General features: G+C 57.3%; 13 protein-coding genes and 1 pseudogene. 7 read left to right on the top strand and 7 right to left on the bottom strand.

Annotation, left to right across the window (positions count from 1 at the left end; translation table 11 throughout):
- Nucleotides 1–17: 17 nt before the first annotated feature.
- Nucleotides 18–371 carry a hypothetical protein gene (locus ACXADJ_RS15960; RefSeq protein WP_475067740.1) on the top strand — a complete coding sequence of 118 codons (354 nt, stop codon included), beginning with the start codon at nucleotides 18–20 and terminating at the stop codon, nucleotides 369–371.
- 160 nt (nucleotides 372–531) lie between these two features.
- Here the strand turns inward: ACXADJ_RS15960 and argH are convergent, their stop codons facing one another.
- A complete protein-coding gene (argH, locus tag ACXADJ_RS15965) occupies nucleotides 532–1926 on the bottom strand; it encodes an argininosuccinate lyase (protein WP_028292070.1) in 1395 nt (464 codons plus the stop codon).
- Nucleotides 1927–2122: 196 nt separating this feature from the next.
- Between argH and ACXADJ_RS15970 the strand changes: the two genes are divergently transcribed.
- Together ACXADJ_RS15970 and ACXADJ_RS15975 are read left to right on the top strand one after the other, a co-directional pair.
- Nucleotides 2123–3175: a sensor histidine kinase gene (locus ACXADJ_RS15970; protein ID WP_475067746.1), complete on the top strand. Its 1053-nt coding sequence runs from the start codon at nucleotides 2123–2125 to the stop codon at nucleotides 3173–3175.
- 10 nt (nucleotides 3176–3185) lie between these two features.
- Nucleotides 3186–3956: a LytR/AlgR family response regulator transcription factor gene (locus tag ACXADJ_RS15975; RefSeq protein ID WP_475067748.1), complete on the top strand. Its 771-nt coding sequence runs from the start codon at nucleotides 3186–3188 to the stop codon at nucleotides 3954–3956.
- A gap of 7 nt (nucleotides 3957–3963) precedes the next feature.
- Here the strand turns inward: ACXADJ_RS15975 and ACXADJ_RS15980 are convergent, their stop codons facing one another.
- The gene (locus ACXADJ_RS15980) at nucleotides 3964–4836 is read right to left on the bottom strand and encodes a sulfotransferase family protein (RefSeq protein WP_475067750.1); all 873 of its coding nucleotides are present in this window, start codon (nucleotides 4834–4836) and stop codon (nucleotides 3964–3966) included.
- A 165-nt stretch (nucleotides 4837–5001) separates the two neighbouring features.
- On the opposite strand from ACXADJ_RS15980, the gene hemC reads away from it, so the two are divergent.
- The 4 genes from hemC (at nucleotide 5002) to ACXADJ_RS16000 (ending at nucleotide 9311) form a co-directional block, all read left to right on the top strand.
- Nucleotides 5002–5943 carry a hydroxymethylbilane synthase gene (gene hemC / locus ACXADJ_RS15985; RefSeq protein WP_475067752.1) on the top strand — a complete coding sequence of 314 codons (942 nt, stop codon included), beginning with the start codon at nucleotides 5002–5004 and terminating at the stop codon, nucleotides 5941–5943.
- Nucleotides 5944–5946: 3 nt separating this feature from the next.
- Nucleotides 5947–6702 (top strand): uroporphyrinogen-III synthase, encoded by a 756-nt coding sequence (locus ACXADJ_RS15990; RefSeq protein ID WP_475067754.1) that lies wholly within the window; start codon nucleotides 5947–5949, stop codon nucleotides 6700–6702.
- A gap of 129 nt (nucleotides 6703–6831) precedes the next feature.
- The gene (locus ACXADJ_RS15995; RefSeq protein ID WP_475067756.1) at nucleotides 6832–8121 is read left to right on the top strand and encodes a uroporphyrinogen-III C-methyltransferase; all 1290 of its coding nucleotides are present in this window, start codon (nucleotides 6832–6834) and stop codon (nucleotides 8119–8121) included.
- A complete protein-coding gene (locus ACXADJ_RS16000; protein ID WP_475067758.1) occupies nucleotides 8118–9311 on the top strand; it encodes a heme biosynthesis HemY N-terminal domain-containing protein in 1194 nt (397 codons plus the stop codon). Before ACXADJ_RS15995 ends, ACXADJ_RS16000 begins: the two co-directional genes overlap by 4 nt.
- Before the next feature lie 51 nt (nucleotides 9312–9362).
- Here ACXADJ_RS16000 and ACXADJ_RS16005 read toward each other — a convergent pair.
- The 5 genes and pseudogenes from ACXADJ_RS16005 to ubiD all read right to left on the bottom strand — a co-directional run bounded on the left by ACXADJ_RS16005 (nucleotide 9363) and on the right by ubiD (nucleotide 16800).
- A pseudogene (locus tag ACXADJ_RS16005) lies at nucleotides 9363–10648 on the bottom strand (ABC transporter substrate-binding protein).
- A 201-nt stretch (nucleotides 10649–10849) separates the two neighbouring features.
- A complete protein-coding gene (locus tag ACXADJ_RS16010) occupies nucleotides 10850–11695 on the bottom strand; it encodes a mechanosensitive ion channel family protein (protein WP_475067760.1) in 846 nt (281 codons plus the stop codon).
- Nucleotides 11696–12417: 722 nt separating this feature from the next.
- Nucleotides 12418–13659, bottom strand: a complete 1242-nt coding sequence (locus ACXADJ_RS16015) for an ABC transporter substrate-binding protein (protein ID WP_475067762.1) — start codon at nucleotides 13657–13659, stop codon at nucleotides 12418–12420.
- A gap of 356 nt (nucleotides 13660–14015) precedes the next feature.
- A complete protein-coding gene (locus ACXADJ_RS16020) occupies nucleotides 14016–15056 on the bottom strand; it encodes a 2Fe-2S iron-sulfur cluster-binding protein (protein WP_475067764.1) in 1041 nt (346 codons plus the stop codon).
- 238 nt (nucleotides 15057–15294) lie between these two features.
- Nucleotides 15295–16800: a 4-hydroxy-3-polyprenylbenzoate decarboxylase gene (gene ubiD / locus ACXADJ_RS16025; protein ID WP_475067768.1), complete on the bottom strand. Its 1506-nt coding sequence runs from the start codon at nucleotides 16798–16800 to the stop codon at nucleotides 15295–15297.
- Between the last annotated feature and the right edge of the window lie 31 nt (nucleotides 16801–16831).

Consider the following 16831-nt stretch of genomic DNA (forward strand, 5'->3'; position numbering starts at 1 on the left):
TGAAGTGTAGCAGTGGATTGGTTGCTTATCAGACCAATGGCGAGTGTTTTGGCGGGTGGCTTTGTGTACCCTGTTTCAGAGGCTCCCTAATCCGTTTCCGTTTCGGGCAGGTCATTATGAAAAAACACAATAAAAAAAATAAAGCCGAAAATCAGGCCATTTCCCGCTTTGAAAATTTCTTCTATCGCTTTGTGGCGTGGTTTCCGATCCTGACGTTGCCGTCAATCGTCTGGGAAATGTTTGCTGCGGAAGACTATGCGCCTGCGTCACTGATTGCGGTGATGCACGCCGTGCTGGTGTTCCGCTTTGTCACCGTGGCCCAACAGCAGGGCTGGTTTAAGCGTTTTTTCGGTAAGAAAGCAGCAGGATAAGACTGTCTGGGGTCTGGCCAATATTGTGGGAGAGAGCTTGCTCTCGATAAACCATCGGCAGCAAGCTGCCTCCCACATAAAAACAGGATGGGCACTCGTGCCCATCCTAAGCTCAGCGCCGACGCCCGACGCCCGACGCCCGACGCCCGACGCCCGACGCTTAACGCTGTGCCAGCAACGCCTTGGCACGACCAGCCGCAGCACGTACCTGATTCGGTGCGGTGCCACCAATGTGGTCACGGGCAGCCACAGAACCTTCCAGTGTCAGCACGTCGAATACGTCTTCAGTGATTTCAGTGGAGAACTGTTGCAGTTCTTCCAGCGTCATTTCGCTCAGGTCCTTGCCGGTTTCTACGCCGTAACCCACCGCTTTACCCACGATTTCGTGTGCATCACGGAATGGAATGCCCTTGCGAACCACGTAGTCGGCCAAATCGGTCGCGGTAGAGAAGCCACGCTTGGCGGCTTCGTACATGCTTTCCTTGTTGGCTTGCAGGTGCGGAGCCATGTCAGCGAAGGCACGCAGGGAATCACGCAGGGTGTCGACGGTGTCGAACAGTGGCTCTTTATCTTCCTGATTGTCCTTGTTGTAGGCCAATGGCTGGGACTTCATCAGGGTCAGCAGGGAGATCATGTGGCCATAAACGCGGCCGGTCTTGCCACGCACCAGCTCTGGCACGTCCGGGTTTTTCTTCTGCGGCATGATGGAAGAACCGGTGCAGAAGCGGTCTGGCAGGTCGACAAACTGGAATTGGGCGGAAGCCCACAGCACCAGCTCTTCCGAGAAGCGGGACATGTGCATCATGATCAGCGACGCCGCGCTGGTGAATTCGATGGCGAAGTCACGATCGGAAACGGAATCCAGGCTGTTTTCGGTCGGTGCATCAAAGCCCAGCAGTTCGCAGGTGTAAGCGCGGTCGATCGGGTAAGTAGTACCGGCCAGTGCTGCAGCGCCCAGTGGCATCTGGTTAACGCGCTTGCGGCAGTCCTGCAGGCGAGCGTAGTCGCGGGTCAGCATTTCGTTCCAGGCCAACAGGTGATGGCCAAAGGTCACGGGCTGGGCGGTTTGCAGGTGAGTGAAGCCCGGCATGATGGTGTCGGCTTCTTTTTCGGCCAGTTCTACCAGACCCTGTTGCAGGCGAGTCAACTCAGCGGAGATCACGTCGATCTCGTCACGCATGTACAGACGAATATCGGTGGCCACCTGGTCGTTACGGGAACGGCCAGTGTGCAGCTTCTTGCCAGTGATGCCGATTTTCTTGGTCAGACCGGCTTCGATGTTCATGTGCACGTCTTCCAGTGCCACAGACCATTCGAATTCACCGCGCTCGATTTCGATACGGACTTCTTCCAGACCACGAATGATGTCGTCACGCTCGGCGTCGGTCAGTACGCCAACTTTGCACAGCATTTTGGCGTGGGCGATGGAGCCCTGGATGTCCTGACGGTACATACGCTGGTCAAAGTCCACAGACGCCGTGTAACGAGCGACAAAGGCATCGGTTGGTTCGGAAAAACGGCCGCCCCAGGAGGCATTGGTGGCTTGATCAGTCATGGGTATCCCTCAGAAAACGCAGTTTGGCTGCATCGGTCAATTCAAAGCGCAACAGTATACCTGCGCAGCGGTGGCGGGTTAACCCGAATACACCGCTGACCGCGGGTCAAATCACGGTGGTGTGGAACAGGCACTTGTCGGGATCGCAGGCGGACGCCACACTGGGCGCTTTGTGACCCTCACTGGTACTGCCCGGATGTCGATGCCCGCAAGGGCGGCCGAACACAGCCGCAAACAACAATTACTGGAAGCCTTCTTCCTGCCCGACCTTTGTAATACCCGCGCAATCCTCTATTTGCTGGCGGTCAGTGAAGGTCTGGTGATGATTCTGACCCTGATGGAATCCACTCTGGAAGCCTTCTCGATGCAGCGCTTTGGGTTGGTGTCGCTTTTTGTGCAGTGGGTGGCGCTGATATCGGTGGCCTTGCTGTGTCAGTTACGGCGGCTGTTGGTTGGTTTGCAGGTGCTAACCGCCTCACTGTTGGCGTTGCTGCTGGTGCAGCTGGTGACGTTGGCGGTTGGTCTGATGGCCGATTGGCTCTGGCCCAGCCTGGCCTACGATACCGACTGGCTCTGGCTCGGGCGTAATGCTCTGGTCAGTGCCTTGGTGACGGCGCTGGCGCTGCGCTACTTCTATGTGCAAAGCCAATGGCGTATGCAGGCGCAAGCGGAGCTGCGGGCGCGCCTGGCGGCCTTGCAGGCCAATATTCGGCCGCATTTCTTTTTTAATACGCTCAATACCGTGGCGGCGCTGATTGTGACCGACCCCGATAAGGCTGAAACCATGTTGCTGGATTTGGCCCAACTGTTCCGGGTGGTGTTGAAAGGCGACGACCAGCCATCCACGCTGGCGCAGGAAGTCGAGCTTGGTCAGCGTTATCTCGATATTGAACGCACGCGTCTGGGTGAGCGGTTGAGCGTTGAGTGGCAACTGCCTGAGCCAATGCCTGATGTGGTGTTGCCGTCGTTGGTGTTGCAGCCATTGCTGGAAAACGCCATTTACCATGGGGTGCAGCCCATGCGGCAGGGCGGTTGGGTGCGAGTGCATGCCCGTCAGCTGTCGCCCCGGCAGTTGTGCATTGAAGTAACTAACGCCCGTCCGGAAAAACCGACCGCTCGTGGGAATGGCATTGCCCAGCAGAACATCGGTGCCAGACTGGCGGCCATGTTTGGCGATGACGCCCGGCTACAGATTCATGAAACACCCGAGCAGTATCAGGTTCGGCTATTGGTGCCGGTAGCCGCATGAGGAGTTGATGATGGGATATCGAACCTTGCTGGTGGACGACGAGCCATTGGCCCGCGAACGGTTGGCCCGCCTGTTGGAGGCCCACCCACAATTTGAACTGGCAGCGGCCCTCGACAGTGGCGATGCGATGCTGGAATGGCTGCAACAGCACAGTGCCGAGCTGGTGCTGCTGGATATTCAGATGCCCGGCCGCACGGGGCTCGAAGCCGCTGCTGAGCTGACCTCGATGGCTCAGCCACCGCTGGTGGTGTTCTGCACCGCCTACGATGAGCACGCTCTCGAAGCCTTCGGCGTAGATGCCATCGACTACCTGTTAAAACCGATTCGACGGGACGACCTGAGCCGGGCGTTAGGCCGTGCCGAGCAACGGCTGGCGCTGCGTCAGCCTGCTACTGAGTTGGCGAGTGGGTTGGCTCAAGAACCGGTGGTCGATGCCTCTGGCGCAGACGCCCGCTCTCACTTGTCTGCCCGTACTCACAATGGTCTTGAGCTGATCCCGATCGACGATGTGCTGTATTTCTCTGCCGACCAGAAATACGTCAATGCCGTTCATGAGCAGGGGCAAACCCTGATCGACGACAGCCTCAAGCAACTGGAAGAAGAGTTTGGCGAACGCTTTGTGCGGGTGCATCGCAGCGCATTGGTGGCTCGCGATCGCATGATCCGGCTGGAAGCCCAAACCGGCGGCGGTCATCGCTTGTATCTGCGCGGTCAGGAAGAAGGCATCAGCGTCAGCCGCCGCCATCTGGCCGATGTAAGACGGCTGATGAAGCGGCTGTAGGGAGCCGTCAGACCTTCAAATCAGCTTCGCCCTGCCATCCAGAGCGGGCACCGGGTGTTTCGCAGGGTACCTGGATCAGCAAATTTTCAGGCGGCTCGGTCGAATAGCCGTAGCGCTGGAAATCCTCGCGGTAGAGTGCCTGTATCAACTCGACATCCTTGGTGCTCAGGGTTGGGTTAGCCACCGCCTTGCGAGGCTGGTTGCTGTTATTGCGACTGTCGCGGTCGGTGGCATTGAGGCGGGTGGCCAATTGCTGCTGCATTTGCTGGTTGTTGCGCCCTAGCCGCTCAAACACCGGCGTCATATCCGACTCAAACGTTTCCATTTTGCCTAACCAGTGGTAGTCAATCAGCTCATGCATCAGCAGCAACTGTTGCGGCCGCCAGTGCCAGTCCATCTGCTGTGGTGGCTGATCGGCAATGCGGCGGAGGAATTCGCTGAACGATGGTGGTCGCGCGGCAGGGCCGTAGCCAATTTTTTCCAGAAAACGGCCATCCAGATCACGACCAAAAATCTTGTCCTTATAAGCCGACACAATTCGTGAGTAGGGGTTACGTACGAAACTGAAGCGGAACCAGTCATCGCCGTTTAGCATGGTGTCGATGGCCCGGTCGGGCAATTCCTTGAGGCTGCGTTCCGGGTGATGACCATGGAGCGATGGCAGCTGGTCCAGCGCCGGATGGTCGGCCCAGATGATCCGTTTGATGCTGGTATTGGCGACTTTCGGGTTGACGATATACAGCAGCTTCTGCTGTTCGTTAATGGCCGCAATACGGCTGATGGAGCCCGGCCGATGGGCTTTGATACGGGCTTTGGCGCCCTGACCCTTATTGCCGGATACGGCGTAGACAAGTTTTTCGAGCAGTAGCGACGGCTGCAACGTAAGGTCTCCCGGTTCTTTGGGTTACAGATCCTTTTAACGTGGTTACTGTGGATTGGTTGACTTGCGCCCAAAGCACCATGGCGGGGTCAATACCAGTGACTGCCTGCGGCTGGTATGATGGCGACCAAATACGAACTGACTCCTCTGACCTCAGGGACCGCCATGTCTGCTATCAAAACCCTTCGAATTGCTACCCGTAAAAGCCCGCTTGCTCTGTGGCAGGCCGAACACATCAAGGCGCGGCTGGAAGCCATGCACGACGGTTTGCAGGTAGAGTTGGTGACCTTCTCGACCCAGGGCGACAAGATTCTCGATACCCCGCTGGCCAAGATCGGTGGCAAGGGCCTGTTCGTCAAAGAGCTGGAAAACGCCATGTTGGACGGTCGCGCGGATATTGCCGTGCATTCCATGAAAGACGTGCCGATGGAGTTTCCGGAAGGTCTGGAGTTGGGGGTGATCTGCGAGCGCGAAAACCCGCTCGATGCCTTTGTCTCCAACCAGTACAAGAGCCTTGATGAGCTGCCGCAAGGAGCCGTGTTGGGTACTTCCAGCCTGCGTCGTCAGTGTCAGGCTCAGCAACTGCGTCCGGATCTGGTGGTGAAATCCCTGCGTGGCAACGTCCAGACCCGTCTGGGCAAACTGGATGCCGGTGAGTTCGATGCCATCATTCTGGCTTCTGCCGGTTTGCTGCGGATGGAAATGGACGATCGCATTGCCTCTTTTATTCCGGCAGAACAGTCGCTGCCAGCTGGTGGTCAGGGTGCTCTGGGCATTGAATGGCGTACCGGCGATACGGATATTCAGGAGCTGATTCGCCCGCTGGGCCATGCCGAAACCACCGCCTGTGTATTGGCCGAACGGGCCTTGAACCGTCGCCTGCAAGGTGGCTGTCAGGTGCCGATTGCGGCGTATGCCGAATTGGATGGCGACCACCTCAGCCTGCGTGGTCTGGTCGGTGCGGTGGATGGCAGCAAGATGCTGACCACGGCGCAGGCGGGTTTGTCTGCGGATGCCGAAGCCATTGGTATTCGTGCCGCAGAACATCTGCTGGAGCAAGGTGCCGGTGAAATCCTGAAAGACGTATACGGCCACGAGGTCAAGTAAACCGTGGCCCATGTGATTGTCACTCGCCCGGCGGGACAGGGCGAGGCACTGGTGCAGCAGCTGCAAGCCAACGGCCATTCGGTGGCGTCGATGCCCTTGATGGCCATCAGCGCCGTTGCCGACAGCAGCGCCGAAGCGCGCTTGTGCCGCACTCGCATGCTCGACCTCGATCTCTATCAGCACGTCGTTGCCATCAGTGCCAATGCGGCTCGCCATGGCCTCGACCTGCTCGACGAACTGTGGCCTCAGCCTCCTATTGGTGTGCATTGGTATGGTGTTGGTCCGGCCAGTGCCGAACCCATGCGTGAGGCGGGTTTGACCGTGCAATTGCCGCACTCCCGATACGACAGTGAAGGCCTGCTGGCGCTGCCAGACTTGCAGGCGGTGGCGGAACAACGCATCCTCATCTGGCGGGGTGTCGGCGGTCGCGAGACGCTGGCCACCGTGCTGCGTGAGCGGGGTGCGACGGTGGATTACGCCGAGTTGTACGAGCGCGTCGAACAGCAATACAGTCCGGCTCAATGGCAACAAGCGCTGGGACACCTGGGCGATAGCTGGTTGCTGCTCAGCAGTGGTCAGGCCCTCGACATCGTGATGGCGCAATTGCCAGACTTGCCACAGCGGCTGGCCGGCATTGTGTTGCCAAGTGAGCGAGTGGCCGATCAAGCCCGTGAGCTTGGCTTTCGGCAGGTGCTGGTGCCCGCCAGTGCGCGCGATGACGATATGCTGGCTTGCCTTGCAAGCCACTTTAACGGATAACTGAACCAGCCCGTTTTGCGGGCTGTGCCGGGTGGTTCTCCCCGGTTTTTTCAAACGGATCACAGGAAGTTAATCGTGGACGATAACGGCAAGCCAAATTCAAACCGGAAGTCAGACCCGAAGACAACCGTGAGTACTCCTTCATCGAACTCTACACCAGGCTCGTCTTCGAAAAAGGCCGACAAGGCTCCAGACGAACTGGAAAGCGTTTCCCTGTCGCTCAGTATTGAATCGGCCGACGTCGAGGACGTCGCCGCCAGCAAACCGGATACGGCTGACAGCTCCCCTGCGGATAACAAGGCGACTGCTGATGCTCCCAAAGCCGCGGCGAAAAAGCGTCAGGCTGCCGATAAGGCAGTGTCTGAACCGGCCTCTGAAACAGCGCCATCGAAAGGCCGCGGTTTCTTGGTGCTGTTGGCACTGTTGCTGGCTTTGGTCGCCTTGTTGGTTGCCGGATACAGCGTCTGGATGAATCAGCAGCAGCTGGCGCAGGTGAATGCTGGCCAGCAGCGACTTGAAGGTATCCAGCGCCAGCTGGACGGTGCCTTGTCAGCCCAGCAGCAAGCCAGTAGCCGTGCCCAGGCGTTGGCTGCCGATAACCGTCGCTTGCTCGACGAGCTGGAAGCCCTGTCTCGCCAGACCCGCCACAATGACGCCCGCCTGGCCGAGCTGGCTGGTTCCGACCGTCAGGATTGGCTGGTGGCGGAAGTCGAATACCTGCTGCGGTTGGGCAATCAGCGCCTGAATCTGGAGCGCGATGTCAGCGGTGCGCTGGCAATGCTGGAAGCTGCCGACAAGGTGCTGGCTGAAACCCGTAACCCGGGCTTTGATGGCGTGCGGATGGAAATCGCCCGCGAAATCCAGTCCTTGCGTCTGGTGCCGGGCGTTGATCGGGTGGGTGCTGTGAGCCGCTTGCAGGCCATGCAGGACACCCTTGGCGAGATTAACTGGATGCCGGATGTTCGTTTCGAGACCACCATGCCAGAGGACACGACCAGCAATGAAGAGCGCAGCTGGTACGCCCAGTTGTGGTTTGAAGTACGCGAGGGGTTGGGTCAGGCGATCCGGATTCGTCGCACAGACACGCCGGTCGATATCCCGCTGTCTCCCGAGCAATCCTACTACCTGCAACAGAACGCCCGTTTGATGCTGGAACAGGCCCAGCTGGCGATGTTGCGCCGTGATCAGAACCTGTACGACCGCAGCCTGAAACGGGTGTCCGAATGGATCGGCCGCGCCTTGCCGCAGGACGATGCTGCCACCGTCACCTTGCAGCAGCTGGTGACCGAATTGCAGGGCTGGAAAGTCAGCCCGGCAGTACCGGACATCAGCGGTTCCTTGCGCCTGTTGCGCCAGCGTCTGGCCCAGACCGAAGTGGTGCTGCCGGCGGCTGAGCAGGATGCAGGAGGTCAGCCATGAAGCGTTGGCTGCTGTTCTTTGTTGTCACCATGGTGGTGGGCCTGACGCTCGGCTCGCTGAGTGGTGAGGATTCCGGCTACGTACTGCTGAGCTGGGGGCCGTATCGGGTTGAAACCAGCCTGTGGGTGTTCCTGCTGCTGCTGACGGCGTTTGTACTGGTGATGTACTTCCTGTTCCGCTTCAGTCTGGTGATGCTGGGGTCGGATTGGCGCTTTAACGAATGGCGTCGCAATCGCAAAACCAGCCGTGCTCGCAAGCAGACCACTCGTGGTCTGCTGTCGCTGGCCCAAGGCCAGTGGGCACGAGCTGAACGCTTGCTGACCCGCAGTGCGGCCAATACCGACATGCCGCTGATCAACTATCTGGCTGCCGCCCGGGCAGCCTACGAGCAAGGCAAGCACGAAGCCACTGACGAGCTGCTGAACTCGGCCAACAAGAGCACCCGTGGGGCAGAGCTGGCGGTGGGGATTTCCCATGCCCAGTTGCTGATTTCCCGTGGCCAACGCGAACAGGCGCTGGCGGTGCTGGTGAACCTGCGTGACAAATACCCTCGTCACACCTATTTGCTGAAGCTGCTGGTGCGCTTGTATCAGGACCTCGAAGATTGGGTTGCGCTGCACGAATTGCTGCCGGTGATTGGCAAAGCGGGCAAGGTACCGCAAGACAAGCTGCGTGAGCTGGAGCAGAAAGTGTATCTGCAACTGATCGACCGCACCGCCCGCAGCAGCCAGTCGAAACAACCGGCGGCGGCGATCCAGAAGCTGTACAAGGGCATGCCTCGTCACTGCCGTTACAACGCCGATATTCTGATGCGCTACGTTACTGCGCTGCACGATCTTGGTGAGGATGAAATGGCCGAAGCCGACCTGCGTCACGCGCTGACGCACGTTTGGCGCGATGACCTGGTACAGGCCTATGGCAACCTCCACGGTGCCGATGTCAGCCGTCGTTTTCTGTTTGCCGAAAAACAGCTTACCGGGCGTCCGAATGACCCGGTGCTGTTGTTGGTGCTGGCTCGTCTGGCCAACAAACAGGAACAACCGGAGCGTGCGCGGGAATTCCTGCAAACCGGTTTGCGTCTGAAAAGTCTGCCGGAGCTGAACGCCGAGATGGGCAAGTTGCTGGTGCAGGAGCAGGATCATGTTGGTGCCAGCCGTTACTTCCAGCAGGCATTGGCGACTCTCGACTGAGGGCCGGTGAAGCGCCGCCGTCAGTGACGGTTTTCGGCGGCGCTGGTGGTTTTATTGCAATACCAATGGCTTGCCCGCAGCCTTGCGGGTTTGCTCCCACTCGGCGCGGGTCTTCACCGCCACCGAGCCGGGAATATTCAGCAGGATTTCGAAAAAATCTTCCTTGAAGGTGTCTTTCAGCACCTCGTTTCTCGCTTTACCCCGCACCACATACACCGATTGCACGTTCTGGTGATCAAAGTCGCGCCAGGTTTGTGGGTCTTTCAGGGCGGTGTAACTGTGGTTTTCCAACGCCGCAATCAGCTTGTTGGTATCGAGGCTGCCGGCTCGCTCTGCGGCATCACGGAACTGATAGACGATGCTGTAGGCCGATGCGGCCGAACTGGACGGGTAGGTGCGGTAGCGGGTGCTGAAGTTTTTGACGAACTCCTGACCCTTGGAATAACCGTAAACAAACGGTACCTGCCAGCTCCAGGGCACCGCCCCGACCACACCTTCCATCACCCCGGCACCGGCGGATTGCGCCATGCCGAGCGTGAGGTTGGGCACCACAATTTGCATGCGGTCTTTCAGGCCCATGCGGTAGGCCAGCTTCAGCGCGGTCGCCATATCGTCACCAAACTGGATCAGCATCAGCACATCGGCGCCAGAACGCTCGGCGGCTTCCAGTGCGGCTTCAATATCGGCCTGACGTGGCCGTGGGAAAGGCACCGTCATGGCTGGATGGGCCTGGGTATCTGCGGTATTGGTAAAGGTGCGCAGCGACGACTCCACCGAGTGACCCCAGCTGTAGTCGGCCGTCATATAAAAGACCTTTTTATCGGCCAGGCTCGGCGTTAAATAAAACGCCAGTGCCTTGGCTGCCATCCAGGCGTTGTAGGTTTCCCGGAACATGTGCCGGTGACCTTCTTCGTCGGTGGTTTCGTTAGCGTAGGTTAAAGTGCCAAAGTAAATCAGCTTTTGTTTGGCTGCTTCCTTGCCAGCGGCAATGGCCACCGCACTGGAAGCACCGCCAAACAGCATGGCCGCGCCCTTGGAAGCAAGATCACGGACGTTGTCGACGGCCTTGTCCGGTTTGGACGCGGTGTTGGCGGTCAGCAAGTCCAGGGCCGTCCCAGCACTCCGCCGGCGGCGTTGATCTCTTCAATGGCCATCAAGGCACCGCGAGCCTGGGCAATGCCCTGCTCTTTGTAGCGCCCTGTGGAAGGGTAATTAAGGCCCAGCTTGATGGGCTCGACGGCCTCTGCAATCAGGCTCAGGGCCAGCAGCGGCAGCAGCAGGAATCCAGATGGTTTCAGCATATCGATTTCCTTTCTTGTTATTTTTATATAAGACATGATCTGCCGATTTTGCGACCAATGCAGTGGGGCTTTGGTCTGATACGCTGGTTGCGTTTGGGGAATATTGGCTACTGTCCGCCAGCAGTCGCTCGTGTTGGCGCAAAACGCGGCGTGATGACGCCGCAACAAAAACGGGCACTCGCAGGTGCCCGTTTTCTTATGATGCAGTGACCGCTCGGCGGCAGAAGAGAGTCGCTGTTATGCCTTGTCTTCGGCTTCCTTGTGCAGGTGCACATCCATTTGTGGGAACGGAATTTCGATGCCTTCTTCGTCGAACTTCAGTTTCACTTTCTCGGTCAGGTCCCACTTCAGGGCCCAGTAGTCGGAGGCTTTTACCCACGGACGAACAATAAAGTTCACCGAGGAATCGGCCAGCTCGTTTACGGCAACGCGGTACTCCGGGTCTTTCAGTACGCGCTCGTCGGTGGCCAGCATTTCCTGCAGCAAGCGCTTGGCCTTGAGCAGGTCGGAACCGTAGGAAATACCCACCACCAGGTCGAGACGACGGGTCGCTTCTTCCGAGTAGTTGGTCATGGTGTTACCAAACACGTTGGAGTTTGGCACGGTCACCACGCGGTTATCCGGGGTTTTCAGACGGGTGCTGAAAATGGTGATCTTGTCGACGGAGCCGGCAACGCCATCCACTTCAACGTAGTCACCGACCTTGAATGGGCGGAACAGAATCAACATTACGCCAGCAGCGAAGTGCGACAGTGAATCCTTCAGTGCCAGACCAACGGCCAGACCGGCGGCACCCAGCAATGTAATCAGCGACGCGGTTTCGAGGCCCAGCTGTGACAGCGAGATAACAATGACCAGAACCAGCAACAGCGAACCCAGTACGGTGCTGATGAAGTTGGTCAGGATCGGGTCTACCTTGGCGCGCCCCATGGCGCCGGTCACACCTTTCAGGATCAGTTTGGCCAGCAGGCGGCCAACGAAGAACACCACCAGAGCCATGACAATCTGGGTGCCCCACGGCAGCAGATAGTTCGCCCAGATTTCCTCGGTCGAAAGCGAGGTCATTTCTTTAAGCCAATCCACAGAAACTCCTTGGTATTGAATTGATAGTATTAAAAGCAGCAGAAACGTGTTGTATCACAGCCTGTGACCACGGATATGACAAAAGTTTGCAGAAATCGCTGTGGCACTGCGGCTGGTGTCTGTATTCAACTACTGGACTGAGCTGTTTTTGGCCAGTGATCAGGGCTGGTTTTTGAGTACAGACGCAAGCCACCCTTGCAGGGAGGCAGATACAGGGATGGCGACAGTGTGTCAGTAGAGTTGGCTGGATATCAACCATTTGTGGCTGTTTGGCCGGGAATATTGAGTCATTGCTCAGGGGAGTGCGGCAGAAACATTAAAGGCCGCTCACCAGCAGGCGAACGGCCTTTAATGTTAAGGGGACATCTATTTAATCCGGTGCTCACTCTGGGCTGCCGGATGGTTTCGAATCACGAAGCCGACTTGTAGGCCTGACGGGTCACGTCAAAAGTCGGCGACACAGAGTCGAGATCAACCGGAAGCCCCCGCAGGGCGCGGGTTGCCGTCGCCCAGTGCGGTGTTGACGAACTTGGAAAGACTCGGCCGGACAGGTTCGTCATTCCGCTGCATTCGTCGCCTTGCCCTGAACAATGGCAACGCTCGCGCACGACTGCATGGATGCAGGAGGTAGGGCGAAGCAGGAAGCCCGAGCCGAGAGCCGTGCAGGATTAAATAGATGTCCCCTTAAGGACCCTCTGAATAACCAGAGGCTTGCTGAATAGTTACAGGCGGGTTGGTTGGCCTGCTTCCATACGGTCGGTTTTCCACTCGTCTTCGGTGCGGGCACTGATGCTGCCGGGCAGGCTCAGAACCACATCAAAGTAGTTGGAACGTAATGGTGATTTCATCACCTCATCCCATGGCTTGCAGCGAACGACGTACACAGACTGGATGTTCTGGTGATCGAACGCACGCCATTTTTGCGGTTCCTTAAGAGCCGAGTAGCTATGATCTTCCAAAGCGCGGATCAGCTGTTCTGTATCCAGGTTGCCGGCTTTCTCGGCAGCTTCCTTGATTTGGTAGACGATGCCGTAGGCAGATGCAGCAGGGCTGTCCGGGTACTGTTCAAAGCGTGCAACGTAGTTTTCAACGAAGTCCTGGCCGCGCTTGTAGCCGAATTCGAACGGGATTTCCCATGCCCAGGGTACGGTACCCACAATGCCTTCCATCAAACCGGCACCAGCGCTGGCAGCCATGTTCATTGTCAGGTTGGGTACCACGATTTCCATGCGTTCTTTCAGGCCCATCTCTGCAGCGATTTGCAGCGCAGTAACCATGTCTTCGCCGAACTGGGTCAGCATCAGTACATCGGCACCGGACTCATCTGCCTGGATCAGGGCATTTTCAATCTCGGCATGGCGTGGACGCGGGTAAGGAACGGAAGCAAATGGATGAGTTTGTTTGTCCGTCGTATCGGTAAAGCGACGGATAGACTCTTCCATTGAATGACCCCAGCTGTAATCCGCAGTCAGATAGAAAATGCGCTGATTCTTGAGGTTTTGATTGAGGTAAAAAGACAGCGCGCGGGCGGTCATCCAGGCACTGGCTGGCTCGCGGAAAATGTGACGATGTCCAGCGCTGCCGGTGGTTTCGTTGGCGTAGCTGAGGGCGGCGAAGAATAACTTGTCGTTGCGGGCAGCAGTGCGACCTGCAGCAATGGCAACGTCGCTTGAAGCGGCACCAAACAGTACATCGGCTTGCTGATCAATCAGTGCCTGAACGGCCTCGGCACCCTGATCCACTTTAGTGGCGGTATTTTCAGTCAACAGTTCGACCGGACGACCAAGTATACCGCCTTCGGCATTGATCTCCTCGATAGCAAGAATGGCACCCTGTGCCATATCAAAGCCTTGTTGCTGGTAGCGACCTGTAGTCGGATGAATAAGACCGAGTTTTACGGTATCGGCAAGAACCATTTGGCTGCCCAGTACTGCACAAGTGATGAGCGGAAGCTTTTTCATCATCGACCTGACGTACTGCATACAAAGACGACCGAACTGTTGCATGGAGAGACCCCTTAATCTGGTTTAAATGATAATAATTCTTATTTTCTATGTATAATATTGTAATTAACCAAGGGTGCCAACACCACATTTCGGCGGGATTATGATTGATGAATAAAATGCATTAATTAGTATGAGGTGGTTATCAATTTACGGATATTAATGACGGGGAAACGATTTTTGGGTTAATCCCTGAGCAGATTTGTCAGGCTTAAAGAGGGGAGAGGTGAAAGTTTACATAAAAGAAGTGGCGCTGAAGATCTTCAGAGCCACTGGAGGTTATAATTATTTACTAACAGGAATCAATGGTTGAGTCATCAGCCTTTGGTTGGACGAGTTGCCCAGGCAAATACGTCGGAGTGCAGGTTGGCCTCGGACAAGCCCAGTGGCTCCAGCTGGTCGAGGGTGCCGAACACCATGTTGGGAGAACCACAGGCGTAAGCGTGAATGCCGGACAGGTCACTGAAGTCGCTTTGGATAACTTCGTAAATCCATCCCGCACGGCCATCCCAGTCTTCCACTGCTTGCTCCAGAATCGGGTGGAAGTGCACATTGCTGTGCTGCTTTACCCATTCAAACGGCAGCTGGTTCAGGTAGAAACCACCGCCATGACGGTTGGACCAGTACAGATGCAACTCCTGTTCTGGCTTCAGTGCCAGAATCCCTTCTGCCAACGCCTTGATCTGGGCAAAGCCGGTGCCTGCACAAATCAGCAGTAATGGCTTGTCGCCGAATTCTTCCAGTTTTGTGGCTGATACAAAGCAATCGCCCATTGGCAGTGTGGCGGTGACCACTGGTTGGCTTTGCAGGAATTCGATGACCTTGGCGGCAGTGTCACTGGCGTTGGCAATGTGCAGTTGCAGCGCACGCTCGTCGCCACCGGTCAGGCTGCCTGGGGCGCTGGCGATAGAATACGGCAGCTGTTTGGCTTCGCCATCCAGCTCGACGTGCAACATCAGGTATTGGCCTGGCAGGAAATCCAGCGACTTGCCAGCGGGTGCCAGCAGATCAACGATGACGACTTCTTCATTGGCCTGGGTAACGGACTGAATCTGAAAGCCCAGCTCTACCTGTGGCTTGTCGTCCGGGTGTTTGACGTTCGACATAAAAATTTCGGTATCCGTGGTCGGTATGGCTACGCAACATAGTACCTGATTCTTTTTCTCAAGTACGTGCTCGCCGATGGGATTGCTGAAACGGACGGTTCCTTGTCGCAAATCCGCTTTGCAGACCTCACAAATGCCGTTTTTGCAGGCCACTTTCATCTTGATACCTGCGGCTTTGGCTGCTGCCATGATGGTTTGGTCTGGCTCGCAGGGGATGGTGATATCGGCGGGGAGGAAATGGATTTGGGGCATGGTGGTTTCCGGAGTTGGTCGTGCCAGTCGGACGTCTGAAGTCAGATGCCTGATGCGGCGTGGTCCGATTGCAGGTTGGGCCACGCCCAACAAAGCTGTGGGGGGAGGTTTGCTGTCGGTGGTTTATCGAGAGCAAGCCCCTTCCACAATATTGGCCAGACCTCAGACCTCAGACCTCAGACCTCAGACCTCAGACCTCAGACCTCAGACCTCAGACCTCAGAGGCTGCGCGCCCCGCTTAAATATTGCCGCCGTTTTCCGGCAGTTGAATACCCAGCTGGTCCCAGATCTCGTCAACATGGCTGACCACGCCTTCATCTTTCACGATCGGCGTGCCCCATTCGCGAGTGGTTTCCCCCGGCCACTTGTTGGTGGCGTCCATCCCCATCTTCGAGCCAAGGCCGGAAACCGGCGAGGCAAAGTCGAGGTAGTCGATCGGGGTGTTTTCAACCAGCGTGGTGTCGCGGGCCGGGTCCATACGGGTGGTGATGGCCCAGATCACGTCTTTCCAGTCGCGGGTGTTTACATCGTCGTCGACGACGATCACGAACTTGGTGTACATAAACTGACGCAGGAATGACCACACGCCCATCATCACGCGCTTGGCGTGACCGGCGTATTGCTTCTTCATGCTGACAATCGCCAAACGATAGGAGCAGCCTTCCGGCGGCAGGTAGAAGTCGACGATTTCCGGAAACTGCTTCTGCAGAATCGGCACAAACACTTCGTTCAGTGCCACGCCCAGTACCGCTGGCTCATCGGGTGGACGGCCGGTGTAGGTGCTGTGGTAAATCGGGTCCTTGCGGTGGGTAATACGTTCCACCGTGAACACCGGGAAGTTGTCGATTTCGTTGTAGTAACCGGTATGGTCGCCGTACGGCCCTTCCGGTGCCATGTCGTCCGGGTGAATCACCCCTTCCAGTACGATCTCAGCGGAAGCCGGAACCAGCAGGTCGTTGCCGATGCTTTTCACCAGCTCGGTTTTGCTGTCGCGCAGCAGGCCTGCGAAAGCGTATTCGCTGAGCGTATCCGGCACCGGCGTTACTGCGCCCAGAATGGTCGCCGGGTCGGCACCCAGTGCCACGGTTACCGGGAATGGCTTGCCCGGATTGGCTTTCTGCCATTCCAGAAAATCAATCGCGCCGCCACGGTGGCTGAGCCAGCGCATGATGATGCGGTTCTTGCCGATCACCTGCTGACGGTAAATACCAAGATTATGACGTTCTTTGTGAGGCCCCTTGGTGATCACCAAAGGCCAGGTGATCAGTGGTGCGGCGTCTCCCGGCCAGCAGTGCATCACCGGAATTTTGCCCAGATCGACATCGTCGCCTTCAATTACCACCTGCTGGCACGGCGCCTTGCGGACTTCTTTGGGCCCCATGGTCAGCACTTTCTTGAAGATCGGCAGCTGATTCCAGGCGTCTTTCATGCCCTTTGGTGGCTCCGGCTCTTTCAGAAAGGCCAGCAGCTTGCCGACTTCTCGCAGCGCCTCGACCGAGTCTTCGCCCATGCCCAGTGCCACGCGCTTGGGGGTGCCGAACAGGTTAGCCAGTACCGGCATGTCATAGCGCTGGCCGTCTTTGGTTACCGGGTTTTCAAATAGCAGCGCCGGGCCGCCAGCACGCAGGGTGCGGTCGGCTATTTCGGTCATTTCCAGATGCGGATCAACCGGATGGCTGACGCGAACCAGTTCGCCTTGCTTCTCCAGCTGGTCGATAAAGTCACGCAGGTCGTTGTATTTCACTTGGGTGCCTCATTTTCAGGTCGCCGCATGA

This window comes from Oceanobacter sp. ABM4_470, from assembly GCF_056158645.1.